Genomic DNA, 25,035 nt, shown 5'->3' with positions numbered 1-25,035 from the left:
GCCTTTCACCCGCCGCGTTACGGGCCTATAATTACCGCTTCTTTTTTTTGGCAGGACTTTGTTCGATGTTATTTGCATGGATAACCGATCCTAACGCCTGGCTTGCGCTCGGTACACTGACGCTGCTGGAGATCGTTCTTGGGATCGACAATATTATTTTCCTTTCTCTGGTTGTAGCCAAACTCCCGACAGCGCAACGCAATCATGCCCGACGTATTGGGCTGGCGGCGGCGATGATCATGCGTCTGGCTCTGCTGGCTTCTATCGCCTGGGTAACGCGACTGACAAACCCGCTATTCGAGTTGTTTGGCGAGGCAATATCAGCACGCGACCTGATCCTTCTGCTGGGGGGATTGTTCCTGATCTGGAAAGCCAGCAAGGAGATCCACGAATCCATTGAAGGTGAGGAAGAGGGGTTAAAAACCCGCGTATCTTCTTTCCTGGGCGCGATTGTGCAGATCATGTTGTTAGACATTATCTTCAGTCTGGATTCCGTGATTACTGCGGTTGGTTTGTCCGATCATCTGTTTATCATGATGGCGGCAGTAGTGATTGCCGTAGGCGTGATGATGTTTGCTGCTCGCCCAATTGGTGAGTTTGTCGATCGCCACCCTTCAGTAAAAATGCTGGCGCTCTCGTTCCTGATTCTGGTCGGTTTTACGCTGATTCTGGAAAGTTTCGACGTCCACGTTCCGAAAGGATATATCTATTTCGCCATGTTCTTCTCTATCGCGGTAGAGACCCTGAATCTGTGGCGTAATAAAAAAAATCCGCTCTGATGAAATCCATCGCTCCCCGCAAGGGGAGCGAATGCCCACCACACCTACCCCTTCTCACAGTTTAAGATTTTACTGCTTTCACCCTGCACAACTTCGCGTTATTACTAAACTATTGTCAGACGCAGGCCATGTGAGGATAAGCAGATGAAAAAATGGGCAGTTTTGATTTCCGCCGTAGGACTGGCTTTTGCCGTTTCCGGATGCAGCAGCGATTATGTAATGGCGACAAAAGATGGTCGAATGATCCTGACCGATGGAAAACCAGAAATTGACGATGATACCGGTCTGGTGAGCTATCACGACCAGCAGGGCAATGCGATGCAGATTAACCGCGATGATGTGTCCCAAATCATTGAACGCTGATGGTTGAGGTCAGCAGCGCGCTGGCCTTAACAATTTTACTTCCCTTTTTCGCTTCCCTCAGCCATTTTTATAATCCTTATGTCGTGATTATAAAAAGGAAACGGCTATGCAATATCACCGTATACCCCACAGCTCGCTGGAAGTCAGTACACTGGGGCTGGGCACAATGACGTTTGGTGAACAAAACAGCGAAGCCGACGCACATGCACAGCTCGATTATGCCGTAGCACAGGGCATTAATTTGATCGACGTTGCCGAGATGTATCCGGTACCGCCGCGTCCTGAAACCCAGGGTCTCACCGAAACCTACGTAGGTAACTGGCTCGCCAAACACGGCAGCCGCGAAAAGCTGATCGTCGCTTCTAAGGTCAGCGGACCATCACGCAACAACGACAGCGGCATCCGCCCGAATCAGGCGCTGGATCGTAAAAATATCCGTGAAGCGCTGCACGACAGCCTGAAAAGACTGCAAACCGATTACCTGGATCTGTATCAGGTTCACTGGCCGCAGCGCCCGACCAACTGCTTTGGTAAGTTAGGCTACAGCTGGACAGACTCCGCGCCGGTCGTTTCCCTATTGGACACGCTGGACGCATTGGCAGAGTTTCAGCGCGCCGGGAAAATTCGCTACATCGGCGTTTCTAATGAAACCGCATTTGGCGTGATGCGCTATCTGCACCTGGCGGACAAACACGATCTGCCACGCATCGCCACCATCCAGAACCCCTACAGCCTGCTGAACCGCAGCTTTGAGGTTGGACTGGCAGAAGTGAGCCAGTATGAAGGCGTTGAGCTGCTGGCCTACTCTTGCCTGGGCTTCGGTACATTAACCGGGAAATACCTGAACGGCGCGAAACCTGCCGGTGCACGCAATACGCTGTTTAGCCGTTTCACGCGCTACAGCGGCGAGCAGACGCAGAAAGCCGTTGCGGCCTATGTGGATATCGCGAAACGCCATAATCTGGATCCTGCGCAAATGGCGCTGGCATTCGTGCGTCGTCAGCCGTTTGTCGCCAGCACTTTGCTGGGCGCCACGACCATGGAGCAGCTAAAAACCAACGTTGAAAGTCTGCATCTGGAGTTGAGCGAGGAAGTGCTGGCAGAGATTGAAGCGGTGCATCAGGTGTATACCTATCCTGCACCTTAACAGTTAGCGCCTGATGGCGCTGCGCTTATCAGGCCTACAGACAGCGTTCCCTGTAGGCCTGGTTGCAACAGCATATAACAGACTAATGGCGGCGCTGCCAAATCCACAGCGCCGCAATCGCCAGCGCAAACAGCGCACCGAACCCAATACCAATCGCTACCGCCGGAATCCCCACCAGCACCGCCAGTGAGTAAATACCCAACATCAACAGCATCGCGCTGTTTTCACCCAGGTTTTGCACCGCAATCGCATTACCTGCGCCGACGCTTTTCTTACCCCGCTCCTGCAGTAACGCATTCAGCGGCACCACAAAGAACCCACCACACACGCCGATAAGCATCAGCAATGCGTAGGCCGGAAGCAGCGAATGTTGAAGAGAAAAAATCAGCACCACGACGCCGATCAGGATCCCCGCAGGCATACAGCGCGACACAGTTTCCAGCGTCACCAGCTTCGCAGCCGCCCCCGCGCCGACGACAATCCCGATCGCTACCATGGCATTGAGATAGGTCGGCGTGGCGTTATCGGTGATGCCGAGCGCCACCGGAACCCACAGTACCAGCAGAAAACGCAGCGTAACGCCCGCCCCCCAAAAAAGGCTGGTTCCCACCAACGAGAAGCGTGTTTCACCGTTGCGCCACAGCGAAGAGGCGGCACAGAAGAAACTGCGCGTCATTTTCCCCAGATGCCAGGACTGGCCAGGGCGAGCCGCGGCTAGTTTCGGGATATACAGGTTAGCGACCACTGCGCCAGCATAGGCCAGCGCACAGGCAGAAAGCGCGGCAATCACGTGCCAGTCGGCCAGAACGCCGCCGGCGACAGAACCGAGCAAAATCGCGGCAATGGTGGAAGCTTCCATCAGGCCGTTGGCTTTCACCAGTTTGTCGCCGGTGGTCAGTTCACCGAGAATGCCATACTTGGCCGGTGAATACGCCGCCGCGCCAATCCCCACTAGCGTATACCCGAGAAACGGATTAATGCCGAAGCAAATACTTGCCGCACCCAGCAGTTTCAGGGAGTTCGCGAACATCATCACTCTGCCTTTGGCAAAGCTATCCGCCACCTGTCCAACAAACGGCGCAAACAGAATGTAAGCACCCACAAACACCATTTGCAGGATAGGCTGGCTCCAGTCCGGATAAAATTGCTCCTTCAGCAACGCCAGCGTAGCAAACAGCAACGCGTTATCGCCAAACGCCGACAGAAACTGCGCGGCGATAACGGACATCATCCCTTTGGACCAGATTGACGTGTTAGTGTGCACTGACTCACTCATGTTGTTTTTCCGGCTCATCGACCCAGCTTTTCAGCGTAACAAAATCCGGCTTACCGCTGCCGAGTAATGGGAGTTGCTTCAGGTGGCGTATATCACGCGGTACGGCGAGTTCAGGTACGCCGTGCGCCCGCGCATACTGCTGTAGTTTTTCACGCGTGAGTTCGCTATCGGTGGTAAACAGCACCAGCGCCTCACCTTTGCTGGCATCACTCTTGATCGCAGTGGCATGCATTTTGTCTGCAGACACCGCCAACGCCAGTTGCTCAACCATTTCCAGCGACACCATCTCTCCGGCAATTTTAGCAAAACGCTTAGCGCGCCCCTGAATCTGTACAAAGCCGTTTTCATCAAAGCGCACGATGTCTCCGGTGTCATACCAGCCGCGCTCAATCTCACCTTGCGCATTCTCTGCCGTTGGCACCTCCAGCACCCCAGGTTTTTCGACGCGCAAATAGCCGCTCATAATATTAGGGCCTTTCAGCTGTAAACGCCCACCGTCCTCAATTCCCGGAACGGCCAACAGTCGAGCATCCATACCAGGCAAGATGCGCCCTACCGTTCCCGATTTTGCCGCCATCGGTACGTTAATCGACACCACCGGCGCACATTCCGTCACCCCATAGCCCTCAAGGACACGCAGGCCAAATTTCTCCTGCCATAGTTGCTTTGTGCTGTCCTGCAGTTTTTCCGCTCCCGCAACCACATAGCGCAGGCGATGGAAATCGTAAGGATGCGCGAAACGCGCGTAGTTGCCGAGGAACGTTGACGTACCAAACAACACGGTGCAGTTCCGGTCGTATACCAGCTCTGGCACAATGCGGTAATGCAGCGGGCTGGGATAAAGAAACACTTCTGCGCCAGTCAGTAGCGGCGTGAATAATCCCACCGTTAGCCCAAAGGAGTGGAACAGCGGCAGCGCCGACATAAAGCGGTCATCGGCGGTGAAATCGGCAATCGTTTTAATCTGCTCAACGTTCGCCAGAATGCTTTTATGACTGTGAACCACGCCTTTCGGATGGCCTTCTGAACCGGAGGTAAAGAGGATCACCGCAGCGTCTTCCGGCTGCTGCTTCACCTGCGCCAGATGCGGTGCCAGCAGATGTGAGAAAATCCACAGCTTATCGCTAAAGGTCACATCAGCTTTCAAGTCTTCCAGATACACCCAACGCACCTGGGTGAGCTGTTCCGGTAAATGCCAGAGTTTGCCTTTATCGAGAAACTGTCGGGATGTGAAGATCGTCTTTATTTCAGACGCAGTAATGGCGCTGGTTAATCCTTTCACACCCGCGGTGTAGTTCATCATGGCTGGAATGCGTCGACGCGCAATGGCGCCAAAAATGACCGCCGCGCTGATTCCCGCATTTGGCAGCATCAGGCCGATTCTTTCACCCTCGGTGCTGTATTTTTCCAGAATACGCGCGACAAACAGCGTTTTCGTCAGCAGTTTGCGGTAGCTGTCCGGAGTGAAATTAATATCTTCAATGCAGTTTTTGCCTGCGCCAAAACGGTATTTCGCCGCCAGCAGCGACTCGTAGAGCGTCTCACGCGGACGAACCGCCATGCGTGCTTCCATCATAATTTGATGCAGCATCTCTCCGGCGATTTTACGGCGATCGCGAGCTCGCGGTGCTTCCGGCATCGGCAGTTGTGTCGGCGGTAGGATGTGTAAGCGGATGCGCGGGAAGAATCGCTGTTTAACCAAACCTTTCAGGCGGCTAAAGCGGGAAAGCTCTGCGCCCTCAATGCGCACAGGTACGACCGTCGCTCCCGACTTAGCGGCGACAAACCCGGCACCGTCATAGATTTTCATTAACGAGCCGGTGGTCGAAATACGCCCTTCCGGAAAGATAACCACCGGGCGGCCCTGTTCGACCAGACGAACCAGATGTTTAATCGACATCGGTTTGGTTGGATCTAACGGTACGAAATCAATCAGCGGGGTTAGCCAGCGCATATACCATTGCTGGCTGATCGAGGTGTAAACAGCGAAGACGGGACGAATCGGTAAAAAGAGCGCCAACAGGATGCCGTCTATAAATGAAACATGGTTGGGAGTGATTAGAACGCGTTCTCCCTGTAGCGCGCTGACATCGCCCGTGACGCGAACGCGGAAAAGCACGCGAAACAGATTACGAAAAAAGCCAAATAGCATCTCAACTCCCTGTGCCATTAATTATATAAACATCAATGGTGGGAGAGTATACGAGTTGGGGAATAGGTGCGACAGGTAACTGTTAAATACAATTCGAAAAAAAACCTGCGCATCCGCGCAGGTTGGTGCAAGAGACAGGTACGAAGTGCGTACCGAATAATCTCACCAATCAATACCTCTGGGATCTTGATTGTGGTCGTCAGCAGCCAGATACGCCAGTGCGAAAACGCAAAGGAATGAACCCAAATGCAACGAGTTGTGTAAATTATCGGTTACTGTTACAGATAGGCTGAAGGTAAAAAAAAACCTGCGCATCTGCGCAGGCTGGTGTAATTCTAGTGATCAACCCGAAAGTTGATTTCACCTATCAATACCTCTGGGATCTCAACTCTAGCAATCTGCTCAGTTCCCTCACCAGCGAACAATCGCAACAGCACATCGCAAAGTGTAAGCAAAAATTAGCATTTTCTATTTTCTGTCTTACTTCGCTCGTGTGCGCTCACATTTGCGACGTTCTGACGGGCAATCTGCTTGAACAGCCAGCCATTTTCCGTAACACTGACGGAATGTAAGCGTTTACCCACAACAGGTACTATCATGGCGACCATAAAGGATGTAGCCCGACTAGCAGGTGTATCAGTCGCCACCGTTTCTCGAGTGATTAATGATTCCCCTAAAGCCAGCGAAGCATCGCGCCTGGCTGTAACGAGTGCAATGGAATCACTCAGCTACCACCCCAACGCCAACGCGCGTGCGCTGGCACAACAATCCACAGAGACCATCGGTCTGGTAGTTGGTGATGTGTCCGATCCATTCTTTGGGGCAATGGTTAAAGCTGTCGAGCAGGTGGCCTATAACACCGGTAATTTTTTGCTGATTGGCAACGGCTACCATAACGAACAGAAGGAACGACAGGCGATTGAACAGCTCATTCGCCACCGCTGCGCAGCCCTTGTTGTCCACGCAAAAATCATCCCGGATGCTGAGCTGGCATCACTAATGAAGCAAATCCCCGGCATGGTATTAATTAACCGAATTCTGCCAGGATTCGAACAACGCTGCGTTGCCCTTGATGACCGTTTCGGCGCATGGCTCGCGACCCGGCACCTCATTCAACAGGGCCATACACGCATTGGCTATCTGTGCTCCAATCACACAATTTCAGATGCGGAAGATCGTCTGCAAGGCTATTACGACGCGCTGGCAGAGAGCAATATACCGGTCAGCGATCGCCTGGTAACGTTTGGTGAACCGGATGAAAGCGGCGGTGAACAGGCGATGACCGAGTTACTTGGTCGTGGCAAAAACTTCACTGCGGTAGCCTGCTACAACGACTCAATGGCGGCTGGTGCCATGGGCGTATTAAATGATAACGGCATTGATGTACCGGGAGAAATCTCGCTGATTGGTTTTGATGATGTGCTGGTTTCCCGCTACGTGCGCCCGCGTCTGACCACGGTGCGCTATCCGATCGTGACGATGGCAACCCAGGCTGCCGAACTGGCGCTCGCGCTGGCGGAGAAGCGCCCCGTGCCTGAAATTACCCACGTTTTTAACCCAACTCTGGTGCGTCGCCATTCCGTTTCGACGCTGACAGAGCCGGGGAATTCATCGTCAAACGATTAACCAGGATAGCGTTATGACTACGATGTTGGACGTTTCACGACACGCAGGCGTCTCAAAAGCGACCGTTTCGCGCGTACTGAATGGCACGGGTCAGGTAAAAGAGAGCACGCGCCAGAAAGTGTTTAAGGCCATGCAGGCACTTGATTATCGGCCTAATTTTTTAGCGCGATCTTTGGCAAACCGCACCAGCAACAGCATTGGTCTGGTGGTTTCTACATTTGATGGATTCTACTTTGGCCGGCTGTTGCAACAGGCTTCACGCCAGACGGAATCTCACGGCAAGCAGTTGATCGTCACTGACGGACACGACACACCAGAGCGTGAGCAGGAAGCCGTGCAAATGCTGGCGGACAGGCAGTGCGACGCTATTATTCTCTATACCCGCTATATGAGTGAAAAAGAGATAATGTCGCTGATGAACAGCATCGCTATGCCCTTGCTGGTCATCAACCGTGATGTCAGCCAGGCCCGCGATCGCGCGATTTTCTTTGAACAGGAAGACGCGGCCTATCAGGCGGTCAATTATCTTATCTCCCAGGGCCATAGCGATATTGCTTGTATCACAGTGCCAGGCCATACCCCGACCGGTAAATCCCGCCTGATGGGGTATCGTAAAGCGCTGGAAAAAAACGGTATTCCTTGGGATCCCGACAAGGTCAAATACGGCGACTCCACGATGACGCGAGGTTATGAAGCCTGTCGTGAACTGCTGGAGGAAGGGGTGAAATTCAGCGCATTGTTCGCCTGTAACGATGACATGGCATTAGGCGCATCAAAAGCGTTACATCAGGCCGGGCTGAGGATCCCAACGGACGTCTCACTGTTTGGTTTTGATGATGCACCCAGCGCCAAATGGCTGGAGCCGGGGCTGTCTACCGTTTATCTGCCGATTGATACCATGATAACCACGGCAATCGACCAGGCTATCCGGCTGGCCAACGGCGAGAGCGTCGAGCCAATCCCGCCGTTTACCGGCAAACTGGTACTACGTGACTCAGTAACGCTCGGGCCGTACTTTAAGTAATTAAATGCCGGATGGTGGCACAAGTGCCTTATCCGGCCAACAGCGCCCACAGTTAATTTCGTAGGCCGGATAAGCGTAGCGCCATCCGGCATTTCACCACGCTGTAATCAGATTAATTCCAGCGCTAACAGCTCATCAATGGTCTGGCGACGGCGAATCAGCCGCGCCACGCCGTTATCGAACAAAACCTCCGGCAGCAGAGGACGGCTATTGTAGTTTGACGACATAGACGCGCCGTACGCCCCGGTATCATGCAAGACCAGATAATCACCCGGCACCACCGCAGGCAACAGACGGGTTTCCACATTTCCGCCCTCCTGCTGGGTAAACACGTCGCCAGATTCGCACAGCGGCCCGGCCACCACGGTTTCCCGTTGCGGGGTGTGTTCCAGAGAGCGACCATCCCCAGCCAGCGCGGAGATATGGTGATAGCTGCCGTACATCGCCGGGCGCATCAGATCGTTGAAGCCCGCATCGATCAGTACAAAGTGACGGCTACCCATCTCTTTTACGCTGCGTACCTGTGCTACCAGCACGCCGGCTTCCGCGACCAGAAAACGACCCGGCTCTATCTCAAGCGCGACCGGGTGCCCCAGGTATTTAGCAATCTGCTCACGCGCAGCGTTCCACAATCCAAAGTAGTGATCGGTATCGATCGCCTCTTCACCTTCGCGATACGGGATTGATAAACCGCCGCCCGCAGAGATCGCCTCCAGATCCTGATCAAATTCAATTACCTGACGCACCATCGCACCACACACCTGCTCCAGATGCGCGTAGTCCACACCGGAGCCAATATGCATATGAATCCCCACCAGCTTCAGCTTGTAGCGCTGAATCACCTCCAGCGCCGCGGGAAGATCGCTATACCAGATCCCGTGCTTGCTGTTTTCGCCGCCGGTATTGGTTTTCTGACTGTGTCCATGCCCAAAGCCAGGGTTTACGCGTAGCCACACGCGATGGCCCGGCGAGACCTGACCCAGTTGTTCCAGCATATCCACCGACCCGGCATTTACCGGAATGCGCAATTCATGCACCCGCGCAAGCGTCGCTTCATCAATCATATCGGCGGTAAAGACGATTTCATCTTTCCCCGGTACAAAACCTGCCGCTAGTGCACGTTCAATTTCGCCAAGCGAGACGGAATCAACCTTTACGCCCTGCTCGCGCATCAGGTGCAAAATATGAATATTCGAACATGCCTTCTGGGCAAAACGCACCACGTCAAACTGACTCAGTTTGGCAATCTGGGCGCGTATAATCTGCGCATCATAGACCCACACCGGGCAGCCGAATTCGGCAGGCAGGCGCAGCAGGTTGTCGGCGGTCAGGTCAGTGTCTGTGTTGTTGAGTGGGCGTGGCATGGTGTACTCCGGCATTGGCTTTTTTATGATTACGCCACAGCCCGAAAAGAATAAAAAATATCGTTTTATCGTGAGTCTATGCAAAAATGATATGGATTGGTTCATTCGAGGATTGCCCATGCCCGCCGTTAACCTGCGACACATCGAAATTTTTCACGCCATCATGACGGCAGGCAATCTGACGGAAGCCGCGCGCATGCTACATACCTCGCAGCCCACCGTCAGTCGGGAACTGGCCCGATTCGAGAAAGTACTGGGATTAACGCTGTTTGAACGCACGCGTGGCCGGCTGCACCCAACCGTGCAAGGGTTACGTCTGTTTGAAGAGGTGCAACGTTCGTGGTATGGCCTGGACAGAATTGTGAGCGCCGCCGAAAGCCTGCGCGAGTTCCGCCAGGGCGAATTGTCGATTGTTTGCCTGCCGGTATTCTCACAGTCCTTTTTACCGCCACTACTGCAGCCATTCCTCGCACGCTATCCGCAGGTCAATATTCAGATAGTGCCGCAGGAGTCACCGCTACTGGAAGAGTGGCTGTCGGCTCAGCGCCACGATCTGGGGTTAACGGAAACGCTGCATACGCCTGCCGGAACAAAACGCACCGAATTGCTGGCGCTGGATGAAGTGTGCGTGCTGCCCCAGGGGCATCCGCTGACTAAGAAAGCGGTGTTAACGCCGCAGGATTTTCAGGGGGAAAACTACATCAGCCTGTCACGGACCGACAGTTACCGTCAGCTACTGGATACCCTGTTTAATGAGCACCAGGTGAAGCGCCGTATGGTGATTGAAACCCATAGCGCCGCTTCAATTTGTGCAATGGTGCGGGCAGGCGTGGGGATCTCGGTGGTAAACCCACTGACCGCGCTGGATTACGCCAGTAGCGGGGTCGTCATCCGCCGCTTCAGTATTTCGGTACCCTTTACGGTCAGCCTGATTCACCCACTTCATCGCCCCGCCTCGGCGCTGGTTGATGCTTTTACGGCGCATCTGCAGGACCATCTACCAAGTCTTATTGACCCGCTGGAGGCTATTTTGCATCCACAACCGAAAGCATAAATGCCACCGCATCTTGCGCATGGATTGCCGCGGTGTCGAAAACCGGTAGTGGGCTTAGCTCGGCGGGAACCAGCAGACCAATCTCAGTACAGCCAAATATCACCCCTTGCGCCCCCTGTTTCGCCAGTTGGTCGATGACGCCCAGGTAATAATCGCGGGAAGCCTCGCTGAACTCACCGAGACACAGCTCATCGAAAATAATCTGGTTTATTTTCTGACGGTCATCAGCTTCAGGAATCAGCGTGCTAATGCCAAATTCAGTCTGTAAACGACCGCGGTAAAAATCCTGTTCCATGGTGTAGCGCGTACCCAGTAGCGCCACGTTGCTCATCTGCTGCTTTTGTATCGCCCGCCCCGTCGCGTCGGCAATATGCAGGAACGGCACATCACAGGCGCTTTCAATCGCCTCAGCAACCTTGTGCATGGTGTTGGTACACAGCACAATCCCTTCCGCACCCGCCTGCTGTAACCCCAGCGCCGCCTGCGCCAGAATATCGCCTGCTTTATCCCACTCACCGCGACTCTGGCACAACTCAATCTCATGAAAATCCACGCTGTGAAGCAGGATCTGCGCAGAATGCAGGCCACCCAGACGCTGTTTTACCCCTTCATTAATGAGTCGATAATAAGGAATGGTAGATTCCCAGCTCATACCGCCTAACAGACCGATCGTTTTCATCATTTCCCCTGACTCGTTGTTGTCTCTCCAGTGAACCAAAGATGTGATCAACTTTCCACATCTGTTGGCGTGCATTTCTTTTTTTAATTTTCTGATATAGGTTTAATGAAACACTGTTTTAATTAATTACAGGAAGGCCGGATGTTTATTTTTCATAAAGAGACCACGCTTGACGATCTGGGCAATGGCGTTACCCGGCGCATTCTTGCTCACGACGGTAACATGATGGCGGTTGAGGTGAACTTCGAGCAAGGCGCGATAGGCCCGATGCACAATCATCCGCACGAGCAGCTGACTTACGTGTTGTCCGGTGAGTTTGAATTTACCATCGGCGAAGAAAAGCATGTCGTTAGGGCGGGCGATACCCTGTATAAACAACCCAACATTATGCATGGCTGCGTCTGTTTAAAACCGGGAACGCTGCTGGATACCTTTACGCCCATACGCGAAGATTTTCTACACGGGTAATTTCGTTGTTCTCAAGCCGTGCTACTGACCGGTTTGAGAACACGCTAAAATGCGTACTCAGTTCCCTAAAAATGAATACGTTACAATGTGGGGCATTTTCCTTCGATACCAATTCGCATAAGCATTAATCACCCGATGCGTCTCGCCATGTGGGCGATTACAGTCACGTTATCTTAATTAACGGTGACGGATCGCCATGACAAAAATGACAACATCCACTCCACATGACGCAGTCTTCAAACAGTTCTTGTACCATCCTGATACCGCAAGAGATTTTCTGGATATCTATCTTCCATCAACCTTGCGGGAGCTATGTGATCTGCAAACACTAAAACTGGAATCAGGCAGTTTTATTGAGGATAGCCTGCGAGCCAGCTACTCCGACGTACTGTGGTCATTAAAAACAAATGAAGGCGATGGGTATATCTATGTTGTTATCGAGCATCAGAGTTCGCCAGACGCTCACATGGCATTTCGGCTAATGCGCTATGCAATGGCCGCAATGCAACGCCATCTGGATGCTGGCCATAAAACATTACCTTTGGTGATACCGATGCTGTTTTATCATGGCGCACTCAGCCCCTACCCCTTTTCACTCTGCTGGCTGGATGAGTTTGACGACCCCATAGTGGCACGACAGCTATACTCAGCAACATTTCCGCTGGTAGATATCACCGTAATACCCGATGACGAAATTATGCAACATCGCCGTATAGCACTGCTGGAATTGATGCAAAAACATATCCGCAAGCGTGATTTAATGGGATTAGTGGAACAACTGGTCTCGTTGCTGGCTACGGGATACGCTAATGACAGCCAGCTCAAAACGCTATTTAATTACATGATGCAGTTTGGAAATACGCCTCACGTAGATAAATTTATCCGTGAAGTCGCTCAGCGGGTACCACAGCAAAAGGAAAGTCTGATGACTATTGCGGAAGTGTTGCAACAAGAAGCCAAACAACAAGAAGCGTTACGCATTGCCCAGATGATGTTAGCGAATGGTATTAGCCATGAAATTATACTAAAGATAACCGGGCTGTCTGCTAAGGATCTCCTCGCAAGGCAGGCGGCTCCACACTGAAATAAGTAGTAATGAGAGCCCGATAATCAGTTGTTCTATCGGGCTCCCTGCTCACTTACACGCCAATATCTCTTAACTTCTCACCTGCCATCAGCTTACGTTCGATATGCTCAAGCGTGACGTTTTTGGTTTCTGGAATCAGCCAGAACGTAATACCGATAAACACGACGTTCAGCGCAGTATATAGCCAGAACGTGCCGGCGGCGCCAATGCTATCGAGCAGCGTCAGGAACGTTGCGCCAATGATCATGTTCGACACCCAGTTGGTGGTGGTGGAGCAGGTAATACCAAAATCACGGCATTTCAGCGGTTGAATTTCCGAACACAGGATCCACACCACCGGCGCGGCGCTCATCGCATAGCCTGCAATACACATCATCGTCATGCCAACTGACAGCCAGGATAGTCCACTGGAAGCCGTGCCGTTATCAAACTGCATCAGGCAATATCCGAGCACCAGCGTCCCGATGGCCATTACGCTGAACCCAATTTTCAACGCCGGTTTACGTCCTGCTTTGTCGACCGTGAAGACGGCAATAAAGGTAGCGAACATAAACGTTAAGCCAACCACCAGCGTGGCAATCATCTGCTGCTCTGTGGTGGTAAAACCCGCCATTTTGAAAATGCGCGGCGCGTAATACATGATGATGTTCATCCCGGTGAACTGCTGCATCGCCTGCAGTAACATCCCAAGAAAAACTGCGCGGCGCACGTTACGGTTAATTTTAAACAGCGCCCAACCACCCTGCTTCAGCTTCAAGCTTTCACGGATTTCGTTCAGCTCATCGCGGGCCTTTTCTGACGTATCGCGCAGCATGCGCAATACTTCTTCAGCTTCAATGTGGCGACCTTTTTCCGCCAGCCAGCGCGGGCTGTTGGGCAGGAACACAACCAGAATAATCAGCAATACAGCCGGAAGCGCCAGCACGCCCAGCATAGCGCGCCAGTTACCGCTGTAGCTGAACGCGGTATCAGACAAAAAGGCCAGAACGATGCCCAACGTCACCATCAGCTGATACATACTGATCATCTTGCCACGCACGTTTTCGCTTGCCATTTCAGAGAGATAGAGCGGTGCGGTGTAAGAGGCGATCCCCACCGCAACGCCCAGTACCACGCGGGCAAAAATGAGCATTTCTACGCTGGAGGCAAACGCCGAGCCCAGAGATCCGACGACGAAAAGGATCGCCCCCGCCATCAGACTGTATTTACGTCCCAGGCGGAATGACAGCCAACCGTTAAACAGCGCACCAATTGCCGCGCCCAGCATCATGCTGCTGACCACCCACTCCTGCAGGCGGCTGGTCAACACAAAGTGATCGGTGATGAAAGGCAACGCCCCGGCAATCACACCAATGTCCAGGCCGAATAACAACCCTGCGACAGCCGCAGAGATAGAAACAAACATATTCATACGTCGCGTATCGCGCACTGGGCGCGGCGCTAAAGCAGCATCATTATTTATTGAGACCATTTTTTCCTGCCAGATACAGAGTAACCATGCCATTGAAAGTAAGGGATCCCTTGCAGGAAGCGTCAGGCGGGAAACGGCAAAAACATGGATTAAATAGCTACACCACATCGTTATGTGATGGATATTCCAATTTTAAAATTTACCGACAATCACTCAATTAAATTTAATTTATTGATATTAAAGAATATTAAAAATAATAAATTGATACACATGAAATTTAATATGGAATAATTTATAACCACAATATGGATTTTAATGATTCAAAAGTAAAAAAAACCCTGCCATTTAGCAGGGTTTGTTGGCTCTGGAAAGCAATTAACGCGCCAGCCAGCCGCCGTCTACCGCAACGGTATAGCCGTTGATATAGTCAGATGCGCTGGACGCCAGGAACACGACAGGCCCCATCAGGTCGCTCGGCAGACCCCAACGCCCCGCCGGAATACGATCGAGGATTTCTGCGCTACGCTGCTCATCAGCACGCAGCTGTTGAGTGTTATTCGTCGCCATGTAACCCGGTGCAATCGCGTTGACGTTGATGTTATGTTTTGCCCACTCGTTCGCCATCAGACGGGTAACACCCATTACGCCGCTTTTAGACGCGGTGTAAGACGGCACGCGGATCCCGCCCTGGAAGGAAAGCATAGAGGCGATGTTGATAATTTTACCGCCGTTACCCTGGGCGATAAAGTGCTTCGCCGCGGCCTGAGACATAAAGAACACGCTCTTAATGTTCAGGTTCATCACGTCATCCCAGTCTTTTTCGCTGAAATCGATCGCATCGTCACGACGGATAAGACCCGCGTTGTTGACCAGAATATCGATATGGCCGAATTCTGCCACTGCGCGCTCCAGCAGCGCCGGAATACCGTCGATTTGACGCAGATCGGCGGTCAGGCTTAAAAAACGGCGGCCCAGTGCGGTCACACGTTCGATGGTTTCTGTCGGTTCAACAATGTTGATACCGACGATATCGCAGCCCGCTTCCGCCAGGCCCAGCGCCATACCCTGACCCAGACCGGTGTCACAACCGGTCACAACGGCGACTTTACCTTCAAGAGAGAATGCATTCAAAATCATTGTAAATCCTTAATTTTTATAATGCCCGCCGCAGCAGGCACGGCTGTCGCCCGCAACTAGCGCAGATCTTTTACTGCAACATGGTCCATATCATCAAAGACCTGGTTTTCGCCGACCATGCCCCAAATGAACGTATACGCTTTTGTGCCGACACCGGAGTGAATAGACCAGCTTGGAGAAATCACCGCCTGCTCGTTGTGCATCACAATATGACGCGTTTCCTGAGGCTGCCCCATCATGTGGAAGACGCAGGTATCTTCTTCCATATTGAAGTAGAAATAGACTTCCATACGACGTTCATGGGTATGACACGGCATGGTGTTCCACAGGTTACCCGGTGCCAGTTCAGTCAGACCCATGCTCAACTGGCAGGTTTCCAGAACATCCGGCACAAAGTATTTGTTGATGGTACGACGGTTACTGGTGAGGTTATCGCCCAGCGTCACTGGCGCAACGTCTGCAGGCGTGACTTTCTTAGTTGGGTAAGTCGTGTGGGCCGGCGCGCAGTTGTAGTAAAACTTCGCCGGTTTTGTCGTATCAATACTGGCGAATACCACTTCTTTTGCCCCTTTTCCGACGTACAGCGCGTCGCGATGGCCAATTTCATAGCACTGGCCGTCAACGGTAATCGTGCCCGGGCCGCCGATATTGATCACACCCAGCTCACGACGTTCGAGGAAATAGGTTACGCCCAGCTGTTTGCCGACTTCGCCACCCACAGAGACGGTTTTGGCTACTGGCATAATGCCGCCAACAATGATGCGGTCGATGTGGCTGTAGACCATGGTGTATTCATCTGCGACAAACACTTTTTCGACCAAAAACTCATTACGCAGCCCCTGAGTGTCCAGGGTTTTCGCATGCGCACTATGGATGCTTTGTCTTACGTCCACATTTACCTCCAGTGATAAATTGACCGTGAATGCTTAAACGAATAGCAAAACGCTGTTCCGTTTTATCTTATGCACTCATGATATTCCTCCCTGAATGTGTTTTCAATTATAAATAAAACGATGTTTCACTTTTTTTCGCATCTTATTATCAAAAGTGTAAGTGCGATCACGCTAGCGCGTATGAATAGCGAAATGGACCTTAATAAAATGATTGAATAACAATACGATAAATTTATTTATTCATTAGGGGCGGGGATAAAAAATGGAAAATTCAGCCGCGATGATCAGTCGAAAAGACACCTTTTCTAACAAAGTGCGCAGTTAATCACATGAAATGAAACAATGTTTTGATAAGTTGACTGTGTTTAGAGTGTATGTTTCTGTAACTGGCCTTGCCCTCCTGCTGGAGGGCTTTTTTACAGGTGCAGGGAAAACACGTAGAAAGGCGTTTAAGACGGTAAATGTAAGATCGTTAATCTCGTTCGATAGCGAGCGCCACACCCTGACCACCACCGATACACAGCGTTGCCAGGCCCTTATGCGCCCGACGCTTCACCATTTCATGCACCAGCGAAACCAGAATTCGGCAGCCAGACGCACCAATCGGATGACCGAGCGCAATGGCTCCGCCGTTAACATTCACCCGCCGTTCATCCCACTCCAGCATTTTCCCAACGGATAATGCCTGCGCGGCGAAGGCCTCATTAGCTTCGATAAGATCAACATCAGCCAGTTGCCAGCCCACACGCTCAAGGCAGCGGCGGGTCGCATACACTGGCGCAATCCCCATGAGCGCAGGGTCGACCCCGACGCTGGCAAAGGCGCGAATACGGGCCAGTACAGGTAAGTTCAACTCTTGCGCCTTGGCCTCGCTCATCATCATCACCGCAGCGGCGCCGTCATTGATGGATGACGCGTTACCTGCCGTTACCGAACCGAGCCTGTCAAAGGTAGGATCCAGACGCGCCAGCCCTTCGGCGCTGGCATCGGTACGCGGCTGCTCGTCGGTATCCACCACCAATGATTGCCCATTACGCTGTGTTACCACCGGCACGATTTCATCTTTAAAGCGTCCAGCATCAATTGCCATCCGCGCTTTGTGCTGCGAGTGCAGCGCGTAGGCATCCTGTAATTCGCGGCTAATGCCGTATTCTCGCGCCAGGTTTTCCGCAGTAACGCCCATGTGATAATCGTTGAATGCATCCCACAGACCGTCATGTACCAGGCTGTCGACCAGTTGGCTGTTCCCCAGCTGTGCGCCGGTGCGGCTATCGGTAAGGACATGCGGGGCACGGCTCATATTCTCTTGCCCGCCCGCAATCACAATGTCGGCTTCGCCGCACTGAATAGCCTGGGTCGCCAGATGCAGCGCTTTCAGGCCCGAACCGCAGACATCGTTAATGGTGATGGCGGAAACGGTATTGGGTAGCCCACCATTGATGGCAGACTGACGCGCCGGATTCTGCCCGGCACCTGCGGTAAGCACCTGACCGAGGATCACTTCATCCACAGCATGAACGTCCACGCCCGTGCGTTCCAGTAAAGCCCTGACCACCATGCTGCCTAATTCAACGGCAGAGTGGCGCGCCAGCGTCCCCTGGAAGCAGCCAATCGGTGTCCGTAACGCCCCGACTATCACAACCTCTTTCATCACCACCTCAGCGCAAAATAACACCGCAATAGTAGATGATTGTTAAAAAGAGTTATCAAGGTTGTTTAAAAACGGTGATTTTTATCACAAAGGAAATTCGTATCATTTATTGGTCATCTGAACGCCACTCTGCTGTAAATGGTCGCGCAGCCAACTTCCCGCCACGCCAGGCGGTGATTTCTTATTCCACAACAGATCGATAGAGATAGCCTTTGGCCAGCCGGGCAGCTTTAATTGAACCAATGGTTTTTCTGCCGCAAACTCCTCCACCAGCGCACACGGGAGCGCGCACCAGCCGAATCCCTGAACAGCCATACTTAGCAATAACAGGTAGTTAGGAGCCGACCAGACGGGACCGCGCGCCACGTTAGTCCCGCTTTCTAGATAGGTATTCAAACGCAGCTCGCGCCAGGTGTGTAGCTGCTCCCACTGCAGTTTTTCTTGAGCCGCCAACGGATGCGATGCCGCCACGTATAATCCCATCCAGGTTTGCATCGGCAAGCGCGTGACGCCCATATCGGTCGGGTAATCCTCCCGCGCTTCGATCAACCCCACCTGAGCACGTCCTTTTTGCAGCAGATCGATCACGTCCTCGTCTTCGCCAATCAGACATTCAAACTCGGTATGGGGAAACTTGCGGTCAAACTGCACCATCAACTCTTCCAGCACATCCGGATGCAGCGTGTCTGACAACACGAAGGTCAGACGCGCTTCCGTTTCACCCGACAGCGAAATCGCCGCTTCATCCAGTCGTTCGCTGGCCGTCAGAATCGCCTGCACATAACCCAGCACCCGCTTACCTTCTTCGGTCAGCGTTGGCTGGCGCGATGAACGGTCAAACAGCGCAAAACCAAGGTCGGCTTCCAGATGCGCAATGGCCGTACTGATAGTGGACTGGCTTTTACGCAGCCGACGAGCCGCAGCAGAAAATGAGCCGCAGGAAACGGTCTCTACAAATGCCGTTGACGCTTCAGGAGAGTAACGCATGAACTATCTACTTTATCGATGGATACTATCTTTTAGATATCACATAAAACGATAAAATTGCCACCATTCCGTTATCCGGGCATCAAAGAAGGTTTTAGGTTATGCAACACGATACAGTCCAACGTCGCTCGTTAATGGAGCGCATTTTTCATGCCGTCTGCTTTGAAGGCATTGCCACCGCTGTTCTCGCACCAACCACCGCATGGTTGATGCAGCGCTCGGTGCTGGAAATGGGCGGACTGACAATTCTTCTCGCCACTACAGCGATGATCTGGAATATCATTTATAACGCCCTGTTTGACCGTCTGTGGCCGTCGCACCTGGTAAAACGTACGGCGAAAGTGCGAGCATTTCACGCCTTAGGTTTTGAGAGCGGTTTTATTGTGATCGGGGTGAGCATCGTGGCGTATGTGCTGAACGTCAGCCTGCTTCAGGCATTCACGCTGGAAATAGGTTTCTTCCTGTTCTTCCTGCCGTATACCATGTTCTATAACTGGGCTTATGACACGTTACGCGAGCGTGTTATGAAGCGCCGCCAGCAGCGCGTTACTGCCTGATAATTAAAATAATAGTCGGAATCTTCTCGGTTCCGGCTATTGTTCCATTCACTCGCCCGCTTGTTCACACCTCCCCCAGCCCCTGCCATTTGTGGTAAATTGCGCTTCTTTTTGTTTATTTTATAGTTGATACGTTCAAATAATGTCGAAATTTTGGTCAAAAGAAGAGACTCTCTGGAGCTTCGCACTATATGGGACTGCCGTCGGCGCAGGAACCCTCTTCCTCCCCATACAGCTGGGTTCTGCAGGTGCGGTGGTACTGTTTATAACCGCTCTCGTCGCCTGGCCTTTAACCTACTGGCCGCACAAGGCGCTATGCCAGTTTATCCTGTCTTCAAAAACGTCGGCTGGTGAAGGGATTACTGGCGCGGTTACACACTACTACGGCAAGAAGATTGGCAGCCTGATCACCACCCTCTATTTTATTGCCTTCTTTGTGGTGGTGCTGATCTACGCCGTGGCGATAACCAACTCACTCACTGAACAGCTGGCAAAACATATCACTATCGACCTGCGGATCCGCATGCTGGTCAGTCTGGGCGTGGTACTGGTGCTGAATTTAATTTTTCTGATGGGTCGACAAGCCACCATCCGGGTCATGGGCTTTTTGGTATTCCCGCTCATCGCGTACTTTTTGTTCCTTTCGCTCTACCTGACCGGAAGCTGGCAGCCAACGCTACTCACCGGCCAGATGTCTGTCGATCAGCACACGCTTCATCAGGTTTGGATATCTATTCCCGTGATGGTTTTCGCTTTTAGCCATACGCCAATTATCTCCACGTTCGCCATTGATCGACGTGAGAAATATGGCGAGCAGGCCATGGGTAAATGCAAAAAAATCATGAAGGTAGCCTACGTTATCATCTGCCTGAGCGTACTGTTTTTCGTCTTCAGCTGTTTGCTTTCGATTCCGACAAACTATATCGAGGATGCAAAAAATGAAGGCGTGACCATTCTTTCCGCGCTGTCGATGATGCCTAACGCACCGGCATGGCTGTCGATTTCCGGGATCATCGTTGCCGTCGTAGCGATGTCAAAATCGTTCCTTGGCACCTACTTTGGCGTGATTGAAGGGGCAACGGAGGTAGTAAAAACATCGTTGCATCAGGTGGGTGTGAAGAAAAGCCGGGCCTTTAACCGCGCTCTGTCCATTATGTTGGTCTCAAGCATCACGTTTATCATCTGCTGCATCAATCCTAATGCTATTTCAATGATTTACGCGATTAGTGGGCCGCTGATTGCCATGATTTTGTTTATCATGCCGACATTGTCTACCTATCTGATCCCGGCGCTGAAGCCATACCGTTCAGTGGGTAACCTGATCACCCTGATTGTCGGTCTGCTGTGCGTATCTGTGATGTTTTTTGGCTAGAACGTGTTGCTTAACGGCTCATTTTCAGAAAGCATCAACCAGTGTTGGCGGAGGTAATAAACATGTTATCTCAGAGAAAGGATTCCGTTCACCTCATGTTCATCGTTTCTCTGAAGCACAGATTCCTGTGAACGTGCAAGGGAGGCTCACCGCCGCCTCCCTTGCAACCCAGGCTCCCGGCGGGATTGTAAAGAGCGTGGCGAAGAACGCCCTTTACACGTTCACGGGTATCGATGCTTCAGAAAAATAACACTGCTGAGGTGAACGGAACCCTGAGAAAGAATCACATGTTCACCCTACATGCTTAACTGGACGGTATTGAACGTGGATGAGCCGTTAAACTGGTTTATTTGATGTACGAATCCAGTACTTTCAGAATCACATCCAAATCTTCTTCGCGCTTAATTTCATCGCCCTGATGCACAATGTGCTCGGTCAGATGACCTTTAATCACTTCGCGCATTAATCCATTTACCGCCCCGCGGATCGCCGCTATTTGCTGCAATACCGCCGCGCATTCATGCGGTTCATCCAGCATGGTTTTCAACGCCGCTACCTGCCCCTGAATTTTGCTGGTTCGGGCTTTCAGCTTTTGTTTGTCGCGGATCGTATGTGACATAACTTTACCTTTTTAACGTCTGGCTGAAGGGACAATACCATCGACATTCTACTGGGGGGTAGTATTTGATACTGGGGGGGAGTAGAATCAGGCGAAATTAAACAACTAAGAATCATTCTCATGGGTGAGTTTTCTACGCTTCTTCAGCAAGGCAACGCCTGGTTTTTCATTCCCAGCGCGATTCTATTAGGTGTGTTGCACGGTCTGGAACCAGGGCATTCCAAGACGATGATGGCGGCCTTTATTATTGCTATTAAGGGGACCATCAAACAGGCGGTGATGCTGGGGCTGGCAGCAACGCTGTCGCATACCGCCGTAGTATGGCTGATTGCGCTCGGTGGGATGTATATCAGCAAAGCGTTTACCGCCCAGGCCGTTGAGCCCTGGCTGCAATTTGTCTCGGCGATAATTATTCTCGGGACCGCATTCTGGATGTTCTGGCGAACCTGGCAGGGAGAGCAGAACTGGCTGGCCCAGACGCATCACGACCACGATCACGGGCATCACCACCACCATGATCATGACGACCATCACCACCATCATCATGACCACGACCACGATCATAACCATGCCGCGTTAGCAGGGCTGAACGAGGGTTCGAAAGAGTATCAGGATGCCCACGAACGGGCGCATGCCACCGATATTCAGCGCCGCTTTGCGGGCAAAGAGGTCACCAACGGCCAAATATTACTGTTCGGTCTGACCGGCGGGCTGATCCCGTGCCCAGCTGCCATTACGGTACTGCTGATATGCATCCAGCTCAAAGCCTTCACGCTGGGCGCCACCATGGTGCTGTGCTTTAGCCTCGGGCTGGCGATAACGCTGGTAACAGTGGGCGTGGGTGCGGCAATCAGCGTGCAGCAGGCAGCCAAACGATGGAGCGGATTTAACACGCTGGCACGCAAAGCGCCCTATTTTTCCAGCGTGCTCATTGCAATGGTCGGCGTATATATGGGGATTCACGGCTATATGGGGATCGTCGGTTAATATATGGGAGCGCAGCAGCGATAGCCGCTGCGCGGAAAACCAAACTAGCTTGCGACATTCCCCCACACCAGTTGCCCTTTATGGAAGGTCGCAGTGCGTGGGGAGATTCGCGCGACCGCTTCCGCTGAGCATGAGGCATCTACCAGCACAAAGCTGGCTTCATCCTGCGCTTTCGGCCAGACGCGCTCACCTTTATCGTTAAGCGGCAGCACATCACCGGTAGCGAGGAACAGCGCCCGCGACAGGTTGAGTTCATTCGGGCGAATATAGAGCTGCGCGTACAGATTCGCCTTCTCCAGCATGTCTCCCAGGCCGTACGGCGACCAGTGGTCAATCACGCTGTCGGTCCCGGTAATCACTTCCACGCCTTTGCCGCGCAGCTGTTTTAGCGGCATGTGCATCGTGCCAATCGGCACCGTCGAGGCAATGGTAATCTGCTGCGCCGCCATGCGGGTTGCGAGTTCATCCACCTGCTGTTCGTTCAGCGTAGACAGCGCAAACGCGTGGCTGATGGTCAGTTTGCCCTTTAACTGCGGCGTTTTCTCCACCGTTTCTACCATGTAATTCACCGCCGCCACGCCCGCCGGACTGGTTTCATGCAGATGGATATCCACGCCTTTGTTGTAATCGAGCGCAATCTGGAACATGGTGTCGAGGGATTTTTCCATCGCCCCATCCACGCTGGTTGGGTCCAGACCGCCGACATAATGCGCTCCCGCCTGCATCGCTTCACGCATTAGCGGTTCAGATTTTGATAACAGCAGACCATGCTGTGGAAATGCCACAATTTCACAGGCAAAACCCGGCTGGCGACGCGCCAGCACCGCCTGCAGGTTCTCCAGGTTTTTCAGTCCGGAAACCGGTTCTATGTTGCAGTGGCTGCGGGCAATCGAGGTACCTTTTGATTGCAGCAGATCGATCAGCTTTTCCGCGCGCTCCTGGGTGTAAGGCTGGAGTTCAGGCAGCAGCTTTTGTTCCAGGCGGATCATATCCTGAATGGTGGTGCCCGCCGGACGGTTCAGCGAACGCCAGGGACCGCCGTAAAAGGTTTTATCCAGATGGATATGCATGTCGCGCATGGCGGGCAGCATCAGCTTTCCACCCGCATCGTAGTGCGGCAGCGTCGCATCCGGATGCTGCTTATTCTCGCGCAGCGCAACTATTTTCCCGTCCTGGATTTCAACGGTTTGCAGCGCGGTACGGGTGTGCACCACCACTGAGTTTTCGTAATCAAACCCCGCTTCCAGCAGGACGTTATCCAGGTAATAGTGCTTATCGTTAATCGTCATTGTGCTCTTCGACCCGCAGGTGTTCCCGACAGGATTAGCAGCATACGCGACCGGGGCGACTGCGCCAAACAGCGCGGCGGCAGTGACCATTTTTCCGCTCTGGCTTAAAAATTCACGGCGGCTGTTACTTTCCTTCATTCGCATCTCCTCTCAGGAATGGACAATATGGGTGCCCGTTTCGCCGCGCAGTGCGGCGGGCAGGCATTCCGGCGTGGTGATGATCACTCGTTTACCGCCACGCTCCAGAAACGCCAGGCTGGCAACAATCTTGGGTAACATGCTGCCCGGCGGGAAATGTCCCTCCTGCATGTAACGGGTCATCGTGGCGACATCCACCGTATCCAGCGCCTGCTGGTTAGGTTTGCCAAAATGAATACAGACCTGCTCGACGCCGGTGGTGATCACCAGAATGTCGGCGCGGATCTCCTGTGCCAGCAACGCCGTGGAGAGATCTTTATCAATCACCGCATCCACGCTCTGGTAATCCCCCTGATCGCTACGCACCACCGGGATGCCACCACCACCCGCACCAATCACCACGAACCCCTGCTGAGTCAGCGTTTTGATCGCCTCTGCTTCAACAATACGTTTTGGTTCAGGGGAAGCCACAACCCGACGGTAGCCGCGCCCCGAATCCTCAACAAAGCGCCAGCCCGGATTGACCCGCTGCAGTTCATCACGCTGCACTTCACTAAAGAACGCCCCGATAGGCTTGGTCGGGTTAGCAAAGCCCGGATCGTTTTTGTCGACCTCCACCTGCGTGACCACCGTCACTGCCTTTTGCTCGCCGCGTCGTGCCAGTCGGTTGTTCAGCGCCTGTTGGATCAGATAACCGATACCGCCCTGCGTATCGGCGACGCAGTTTGCCAGCGGGGTAAGCGGCAGCCCTTCACGCTCGTGCGCGATTTCCGCACGCCGCAGATCCAGCCCCACCTGCGGCCCGTTACCGTGCGTCAGCACAATGTTGTAGTCCGATGCCAGCATCTCCAGCACCGTATCCGCTACCGCTTTCACCGCTTCAGCCTGATGTTCAATCGACTGGCTGGCGTTATCTTTGATAATGCTGTTGCCGCCAATGGCAACGACCACAAGTTCTTTCATAGTGTTATCTTC

Annotated in this window: 23 protein-coding genes; 11 read left to right on the top strand and 12 right to left on the bottom strand. The window is 52.7% G+C overall.

The window, feature by feature from the left end; translation table 11 throughout:
• The first annotated feature begins 65 nt into the window (after positions 1–65).
• From GFB57_RS09255 to GFB57_RS09245, 3 genes are all read left to right on the top strand, one after another.
• Positions 66–779: a TerC family protein gene (locus tag GFB57_RS09255; protein WP_003033961.1), complete on the top strand. Its 714-nt coding sequence runs from the start codon at positions 66–68 to the stop codon at positions 777–779.
• A gap of 144 nt (positions 780–923) precedes the next feature.
• Entirely contained in the window at positions 924–1,142 is a 219-nt protein-coding gene (ygdR, locus tag GFB57_RS09250; RefSeq protein ID WP_000758660.1) for a lipoprotein YgdR, read from the top strand.
• 106 nt (positions 1,143–1,248) lie between these two features.
• Positions 1,249–2,289 (top strand): NADP(H)-dependent aldo-keto reductase, encoded by a 1,041-nt coding sequence (locus tag GFB57_RS09245; RefSeq protein WP_003033954.1) that lies wholly within the window; start codon positions 1,249–1,251, stop codon positions 2,287–2,289.
• Between the two features lie 82 nt (positions 2,290–2,371).
• Here the strand turns inward: GFB57_RS09245 and lplT are convergent, their stop codons facing one another.
• Both lplT and aas read right to left on the bottom strand, forming a co-directional pair.
• On the bottom strand, positions 2,372–3,565 hold the full coding sequence (gene lplT, locus GFB57_RS09240) for a lysophospholipid transporter LplT (protein WP_003033951.1): 1,194 nt from the start codon (positions 3,563–3,565) through the stop codon (positions 2,372–2,374).
• Positions 3,558–5,717, bottom strand: a complete 2,160-nt coding sequence (gene aas, locus GFB57_RS09235) for a bifunctional acyl-ACP--phospholipid O-acyltransferase/long-chain-fatty-acid--ACP ligase (protein WP_003033949.1) — start codon at positions 5,715–5,717, stop codon at positions 3,558–3,560. Before aas ends, lplT begins: the two co-directional genes overlap by 8 nt.
• A 597-nt stretch (positions 5,718–6,314) precedes the next feature.
• Between aas and galR the strand changes: the two genes are divergently transcribed.
• A complete protein-coding gene (galR, locus tag GFB57_RS09230; RefSeq protein WP_003033945.1) occupies positions 6,315–7,343 on the top strand; it encodes an HTH-type transcriptional regulator GalR in 1,029 nt (342 codons plus the stop codon).
• A gap of 13 nt (positions 7,344–7,356) precedes the next feature.
• Positions 7,357–8,367: a LacI family DNA-binding transcriptional regulator gene (locus GFB57_RS09225; RefSeq protein WP_003033942.1), complete on the top strand. Its 1,011-nt coding sequence runs from the start codon at positions 7,357–7,359 to the stop codon at positions 8,365–8,367.
• A gap of 107 nt (positions 8,368–8,474) precedes the next feature.
• On the opposite strand, the gene lysA is transcribed toward GFB57_RS09225, so the two are convergent.
• A complete protein-coding gene (lysA, locus tag GFB57_RS09220) occupies positions 8,475–9,731 on the bottom strand; it encodes a diaminopimelate decarboxylase (RefSeq protein ID WP_003033941.1) in 1,257 nt (418 codons plus the stop codon).
• A 118-nt stretch (positions 9,732–9,849) separates the two neighbouring features.
• Between lysA and GFB57_RS09215 the strand changes: the two genes are divergently transcribed.
• Complete coding sequence (locus GFB57_RS09215; protein ID WP_003033937.1) at positions 9,850–10,785, top strand: LysR family transcriptional regulator; 936 nt, start codon at positions 9,850–9,852, stop codon at positions 10,783–10,785.
• On the opposite strand, the gene GFB57_RS09210 is transcribed toward GFB57_RS09215, so the two are convergent.
• Entirely contained in the window at positions 10,757–11,464 is a 708-nt protein-coding gene (locus GFB57_RS09210) for an aspartate/glutamate racemase (RefSeq protein ID WP_032933518.1), read from the bottom strand. The genes GFB57_RS09215 and GFB57_RS09210 overlap by 29 nt on opposite strands.
• A gap of 141 nt (positions 11,465–11,605) precedes the next feature.
• On the opposite strand from GFB57_RS09210, the gene GFB57_RS09205 reads away from it, so the two are divergent.
• Positions 11,606–11,932, top strand: a complete 327-nt coding sequence (locus GFB57_RS09205) for a cupin domain-containing protein (protein ID WP_003033932.1) — start codon at positions 11,606–11,608, stop codon at positions 11,930–11,932.
• A 196-nt stretch (positions 11,933–12,128) separates the two neighbouring features.
• Positions 12,129–13,016 carry an Rpn family recombination-promoting nuclease/putative transposase gene (locus GFB57_RS09200; protein ID WP_003033929.1) on the top strand — a complete coding sequence of 296 codons (888 nt, stop codon included), beginning with the start codon at positions 12,129–12,131 and terminating at the stop codon, positions 13,014–13,016.
• 55 nt (positions 13,017–13,071) lie between these two features.
• Here the strand turns inward: GFB57_RS09200 and araE are convergent, their stop codons facing one another.
• From araE to GFB57_RS09175, 5 genes are all read right to left on the bottom strand, one after another.
• Positions 13,072–14,490, bottom strand: a complete 1,419-nt coding sequence (gene araE, locus GFB57_RS09195) for an arabinose-proton symporter AraE (protein ID WP_003033926.1) — start codon at positions 14,488–14,490, stop codon at positions 13,072–13,074.
• Positions 14,491–14,805: 315 nt separating this feature from the next.
• The gene (gene kduD, locus GFB57_RS09190) at positions 14,806–15,567 is read right to left on the bottom strand and encodes a 2-dehydro-3-deoxy-D-gluconate 5-dehydrogenase KduD (protein WP_003033923.1); all 762 of its coding nucleotides are present in this window, start codon (positions 15,565–15,567) and stop codon (positions 14,806–14,808) included.
• Positions 15,568–15,623: 56 nt separating this feature from the next.
• The gene (gene kduI, locus GFB57_RS09185) at positions 15,624–16,460 is read right to left on the bottom strand and encodes a 5-dehydro-4-deoxy-D-glucuronate isomerase (protein ID WP_003033918.1); all 837 of its coding nucleotides are present in this window, start codon (positions 16,458–16,460) and stop codon (positions 15,624–15,626) included.
• Between the two features lie 472 nt (positions 16,461–16,932).
• Positions 16,933–18,111, bottom strand: coding sequence for an acetyl-CoA C-acetyltransferase (locus GFB57_RS09180; protein WP_003033912.1), 1,179 nt, complete (start codon positions 18,109–18,111; stop codon positions 16,933–16,935).
• A 102-nt stretch (positions 18,112–18,213) separates the two neighbouring features.
• The gene (locus tag GFB57_RS09175; RefSeq protein WP_290366964.1) at positions 18,214–19,098 is read right to left on the bottom strand and encodes a LysR family transcriptional regulator; all 885 of its coding nucleotides are present in this window, start codon (positions 19,096–19,098) and stop codon (positions 18,214–18,216) included.
• 101 nt (positions 19,099–19,199) lie between these two features.
• Between GFB57_RS09175 and GFB57_RS09170 the strand changes: the two genes are divergently transcribed.
• Positions 19,200–19,655, top strand: coding sequence for a multidrug/biocide efflux PACE transporter (locus GFB57_RS09170; protein ID WP_003033906.1), 456 nt, complete (start codon positions 19,200–19,202; stop codon positions 19,653–19,655).
• Positions 19,656–19,797: 142 nt separating this feature from the next.
• Positions 19,798–21,027 (top strand): amino acid permease, encoded by a 1,230-nt coding sequence (locus GFB57_RS09165; protein ID WP_003033903.1) that lies wholly within the window; start codon positions 19,798–19,800, stop codon positions 21,025–21,027.
• A 346-nt stretch (positions 21,028–21,373) separates the two neighbouring features.
• On the opposite strand, the gene rcnR is transcribed toward GFB57_RS09165, so the two are convergent.
• On the bottom strand, positions 21,374–21,646 hold the full coding sequence (gene rcnR / locus GFB57_RS09160) for a Ni(II)/Co(II)-binding transcriptional repressor RcnR (protein ID WP_003033900.1): 273 nt from the start codon (positions 21,644–21,646) through the stop codon (positions 21,374–21,376).
• A 120-nt stretch (positions 21,647–21,766) separates the two neighbouring features.
• Here rcnR and GFB57_RS09155 point away from each other — a divergent pair, with 120 nt between their 5' ends.
• On the top strand, positions 21,767–22,633 hold the full coding sequence (locus GFB57_RS09155) for a nickel/cobalt efflux protein RcnA (RefSeq protein WP_003033899.1): 867 nt from the start codon (positions 21,767–21,769) through the stop codon (positions 22,631–22,633).
• A gap of 44 nt (positions 22,634–22,677) precedes the next feature.
• Here GFB57_RS09155 and GFB57_RS09150 read toward each other — a convergent pair whose 3' ends face one another.
• Together GFB57_RS09150 and GFB57_RS09145 are read right to left on the bottom strand one after the other, a co-directional pair.
• Complete coding sequence (locus GFB57_RS09150) at positions 22,678–24,060, bottom strand: amidohydrolase family protein (protein ID WP_290366963.1); 1,383 nt, start codon at positions 24,058–24,060, stop codon at positions 22,678–22,680.
• 12 nt (positions 24,061–24,072) lie between these two features.
• Positions 24,073–25,023, bottom strand: a complete 951-nt coding sequence (locus GFB57_RS09145; RefSeq protein WP_003033892.1) for a carbamate kinase family protein — start codon at positions 25,021–25,023, stop codon at positions 24,073–24,075.
• Between the last annotated feature and the right edge of the window lie 12 nt (positions 25,024–25,035).

The organism is Citrobacter sp. S39 (assembly GCF_009495675.1).
GTDB lineage: Bacteria > Pseudomonadota > Gammaproteobacteria > Enterobacterales > Enterobacteriaceae > Citrobacter > Citrobacter freundii.
This window is presented reverse-complemented; position numbering and strand designations above follow the sequence as displayed.

Excerpts from the sequence above, each read along its gene's own strand:
- GFB57_RS09150 (WP_290366963.1), bottom strand. The coding sequence starts at position 24,060 with ATGAAGGAAAGTAACAGCCGCCGTGAATTTTTAAGCCAGAGCGGAAAA.
- GFB57_RS09155 (WP_003033899.1), top strand. The coding sequence starts at position 21,767 with ATGGGTGAGTTTTCTACGCTTCTTCAGCAAGGCAACGCCTGGTTTTTC.
- rcnR (WP_003033900.1), bottom strand. The coding sequence starts at position 21,646 with ATGTCACATACGATCCGCGACAAACAAAAGCTGAAAGCCCGAACCAGC.
- GFB57_RS09215 (WP_003033937.1), top strand. The coding sequence starts at position 9,850 with ATGCCCGCCGTTAACCTGCGACACATCGAAATTTTTCACGCCATCATG.
- ygdR (WP_000758660.1), top strand. The coding sequence starts at position 924 with ATGAAAAAATGGGCAGTTTTGATTTCCGCCGTAGGACTGGCTTTTGCC.
- GFB57_RS09165 (WP_003033903.1), top strand. The coding sequence starts at position 19,798 with ATGTCGAAATTTTGGTCAAAAGAAGAGACTCTCTGGAGCTTCGCACTA.
- kduD (WP_003033923.1), bottom strand. The coding sequence starts at position 15,567 with ATGATTTTGAATGCATTCTCTCTTGAAGGTAAAGTCGCCGTTGTGACC.
- GFB57_RS09225 (WP_003033942.1), top strand. The coding sequence starts at position 7,357 with ATGACTACGATGTTGGACGTTTCACGACACGCAGGCGTCTCAAAAGCG.
- aas (WP_003033949.1), bottom strand. The coding sequence starts at position 5,717 with ATGCTATTTGGCTTTTTTCGTAATCTGTTTCGCGTGCTTTTCCGCGTT.
- araE (WP_003033926.1), bottom strand. The coding sequence starts at position 14,490 with ATGGTCTCAATAAATAATGATGCTGCTTTAGCGCCGCGCCCAGTGCGC.
- GFB57_RS09175 (WP_290366964.1), bottom strand. The coding sequence starts at position 19,098 with ATGCGTTACTCTCCTGAAGCGTCAACGGCATTTGTAGAGACCGTTTCC.
- GFB57_RS09180 (WP_003033912.1), bottom strand. The coding sequence starts at position 18,111 with ATGAAAGAGGTTGTGATAGTCGGGGCGTTACGGACACCGATTGGCTGC.
- GFB57_RS09200 (WP_003033929.1), top strand. The coding sequence starts at position 12,129 with ATGACAAAAATGACAACATCCACTCCACATGACGCAGTCTTCAAACAG.
- GFB57_RS09170 (WP_003033906.1), top strand. The coding sequence starts at position 19,200 with ATGCAACACGATACAGTCCAACGTCGCTCGTTAATGGAGCGCATTTTT.
- GFB57_RS09255 (WP_003033961.1), top strand. The coding sequence starts at position 66 with ATGTTATTTGCATGGATAACCGATCCTAACGCCTGGCTTGCGCTCGGT.
- lysA (WP_003033941.1), bottom strand. The coding sequence starts at position 9,731 with ATGCCACGCCCACTCAACAACACAGACACTGACCTGACCGCCGACAAC.
- GFB57_RS09210 (WP_032933518.1), bottom strand. The coding sequence starts at position 11,464 with ATGAAAACGATCGGTCTGTTAGGCGGTATGAGCTGGGAATCTACCATT.
- GFB57_RS09145 (WP_003033892.1), bottom strand. The coding sequence starts at position 25,023 with ATGAAAGAACTTGTGGTCGTTGCCATTGGCGGCAACAGCATTATCAAA.
- GFB57_RS09245 (WP_003033954.1), top strand. The coding sequence starts at position 1,249 with ATGCAATATCACCGTATACCCCACAGCTCGCTGGAAGTCAGTACACTG.
- GFB57_RS09205 (WP_003033932.1), top strand. The coding sequence starts at position 11,606 with ATGTTTATTTTTCATAAAGAGACCACGCTTGACGATCTGGGCAATGGC.
- galR (WP_003033945.1), top strand. The coding sequence starts at position 6,315 with ATGGCGACCATAAAGGATGTAGCCCGACTAGCAGGTGTATCAGTCGCC.
- lplT (WP_003033951.1), bottom strand. The coding sequence starts at position 3,565 with ATGAGTGAGTCAGTGCACACTAACACGTCAATCTGGTCCAAAGGGATG.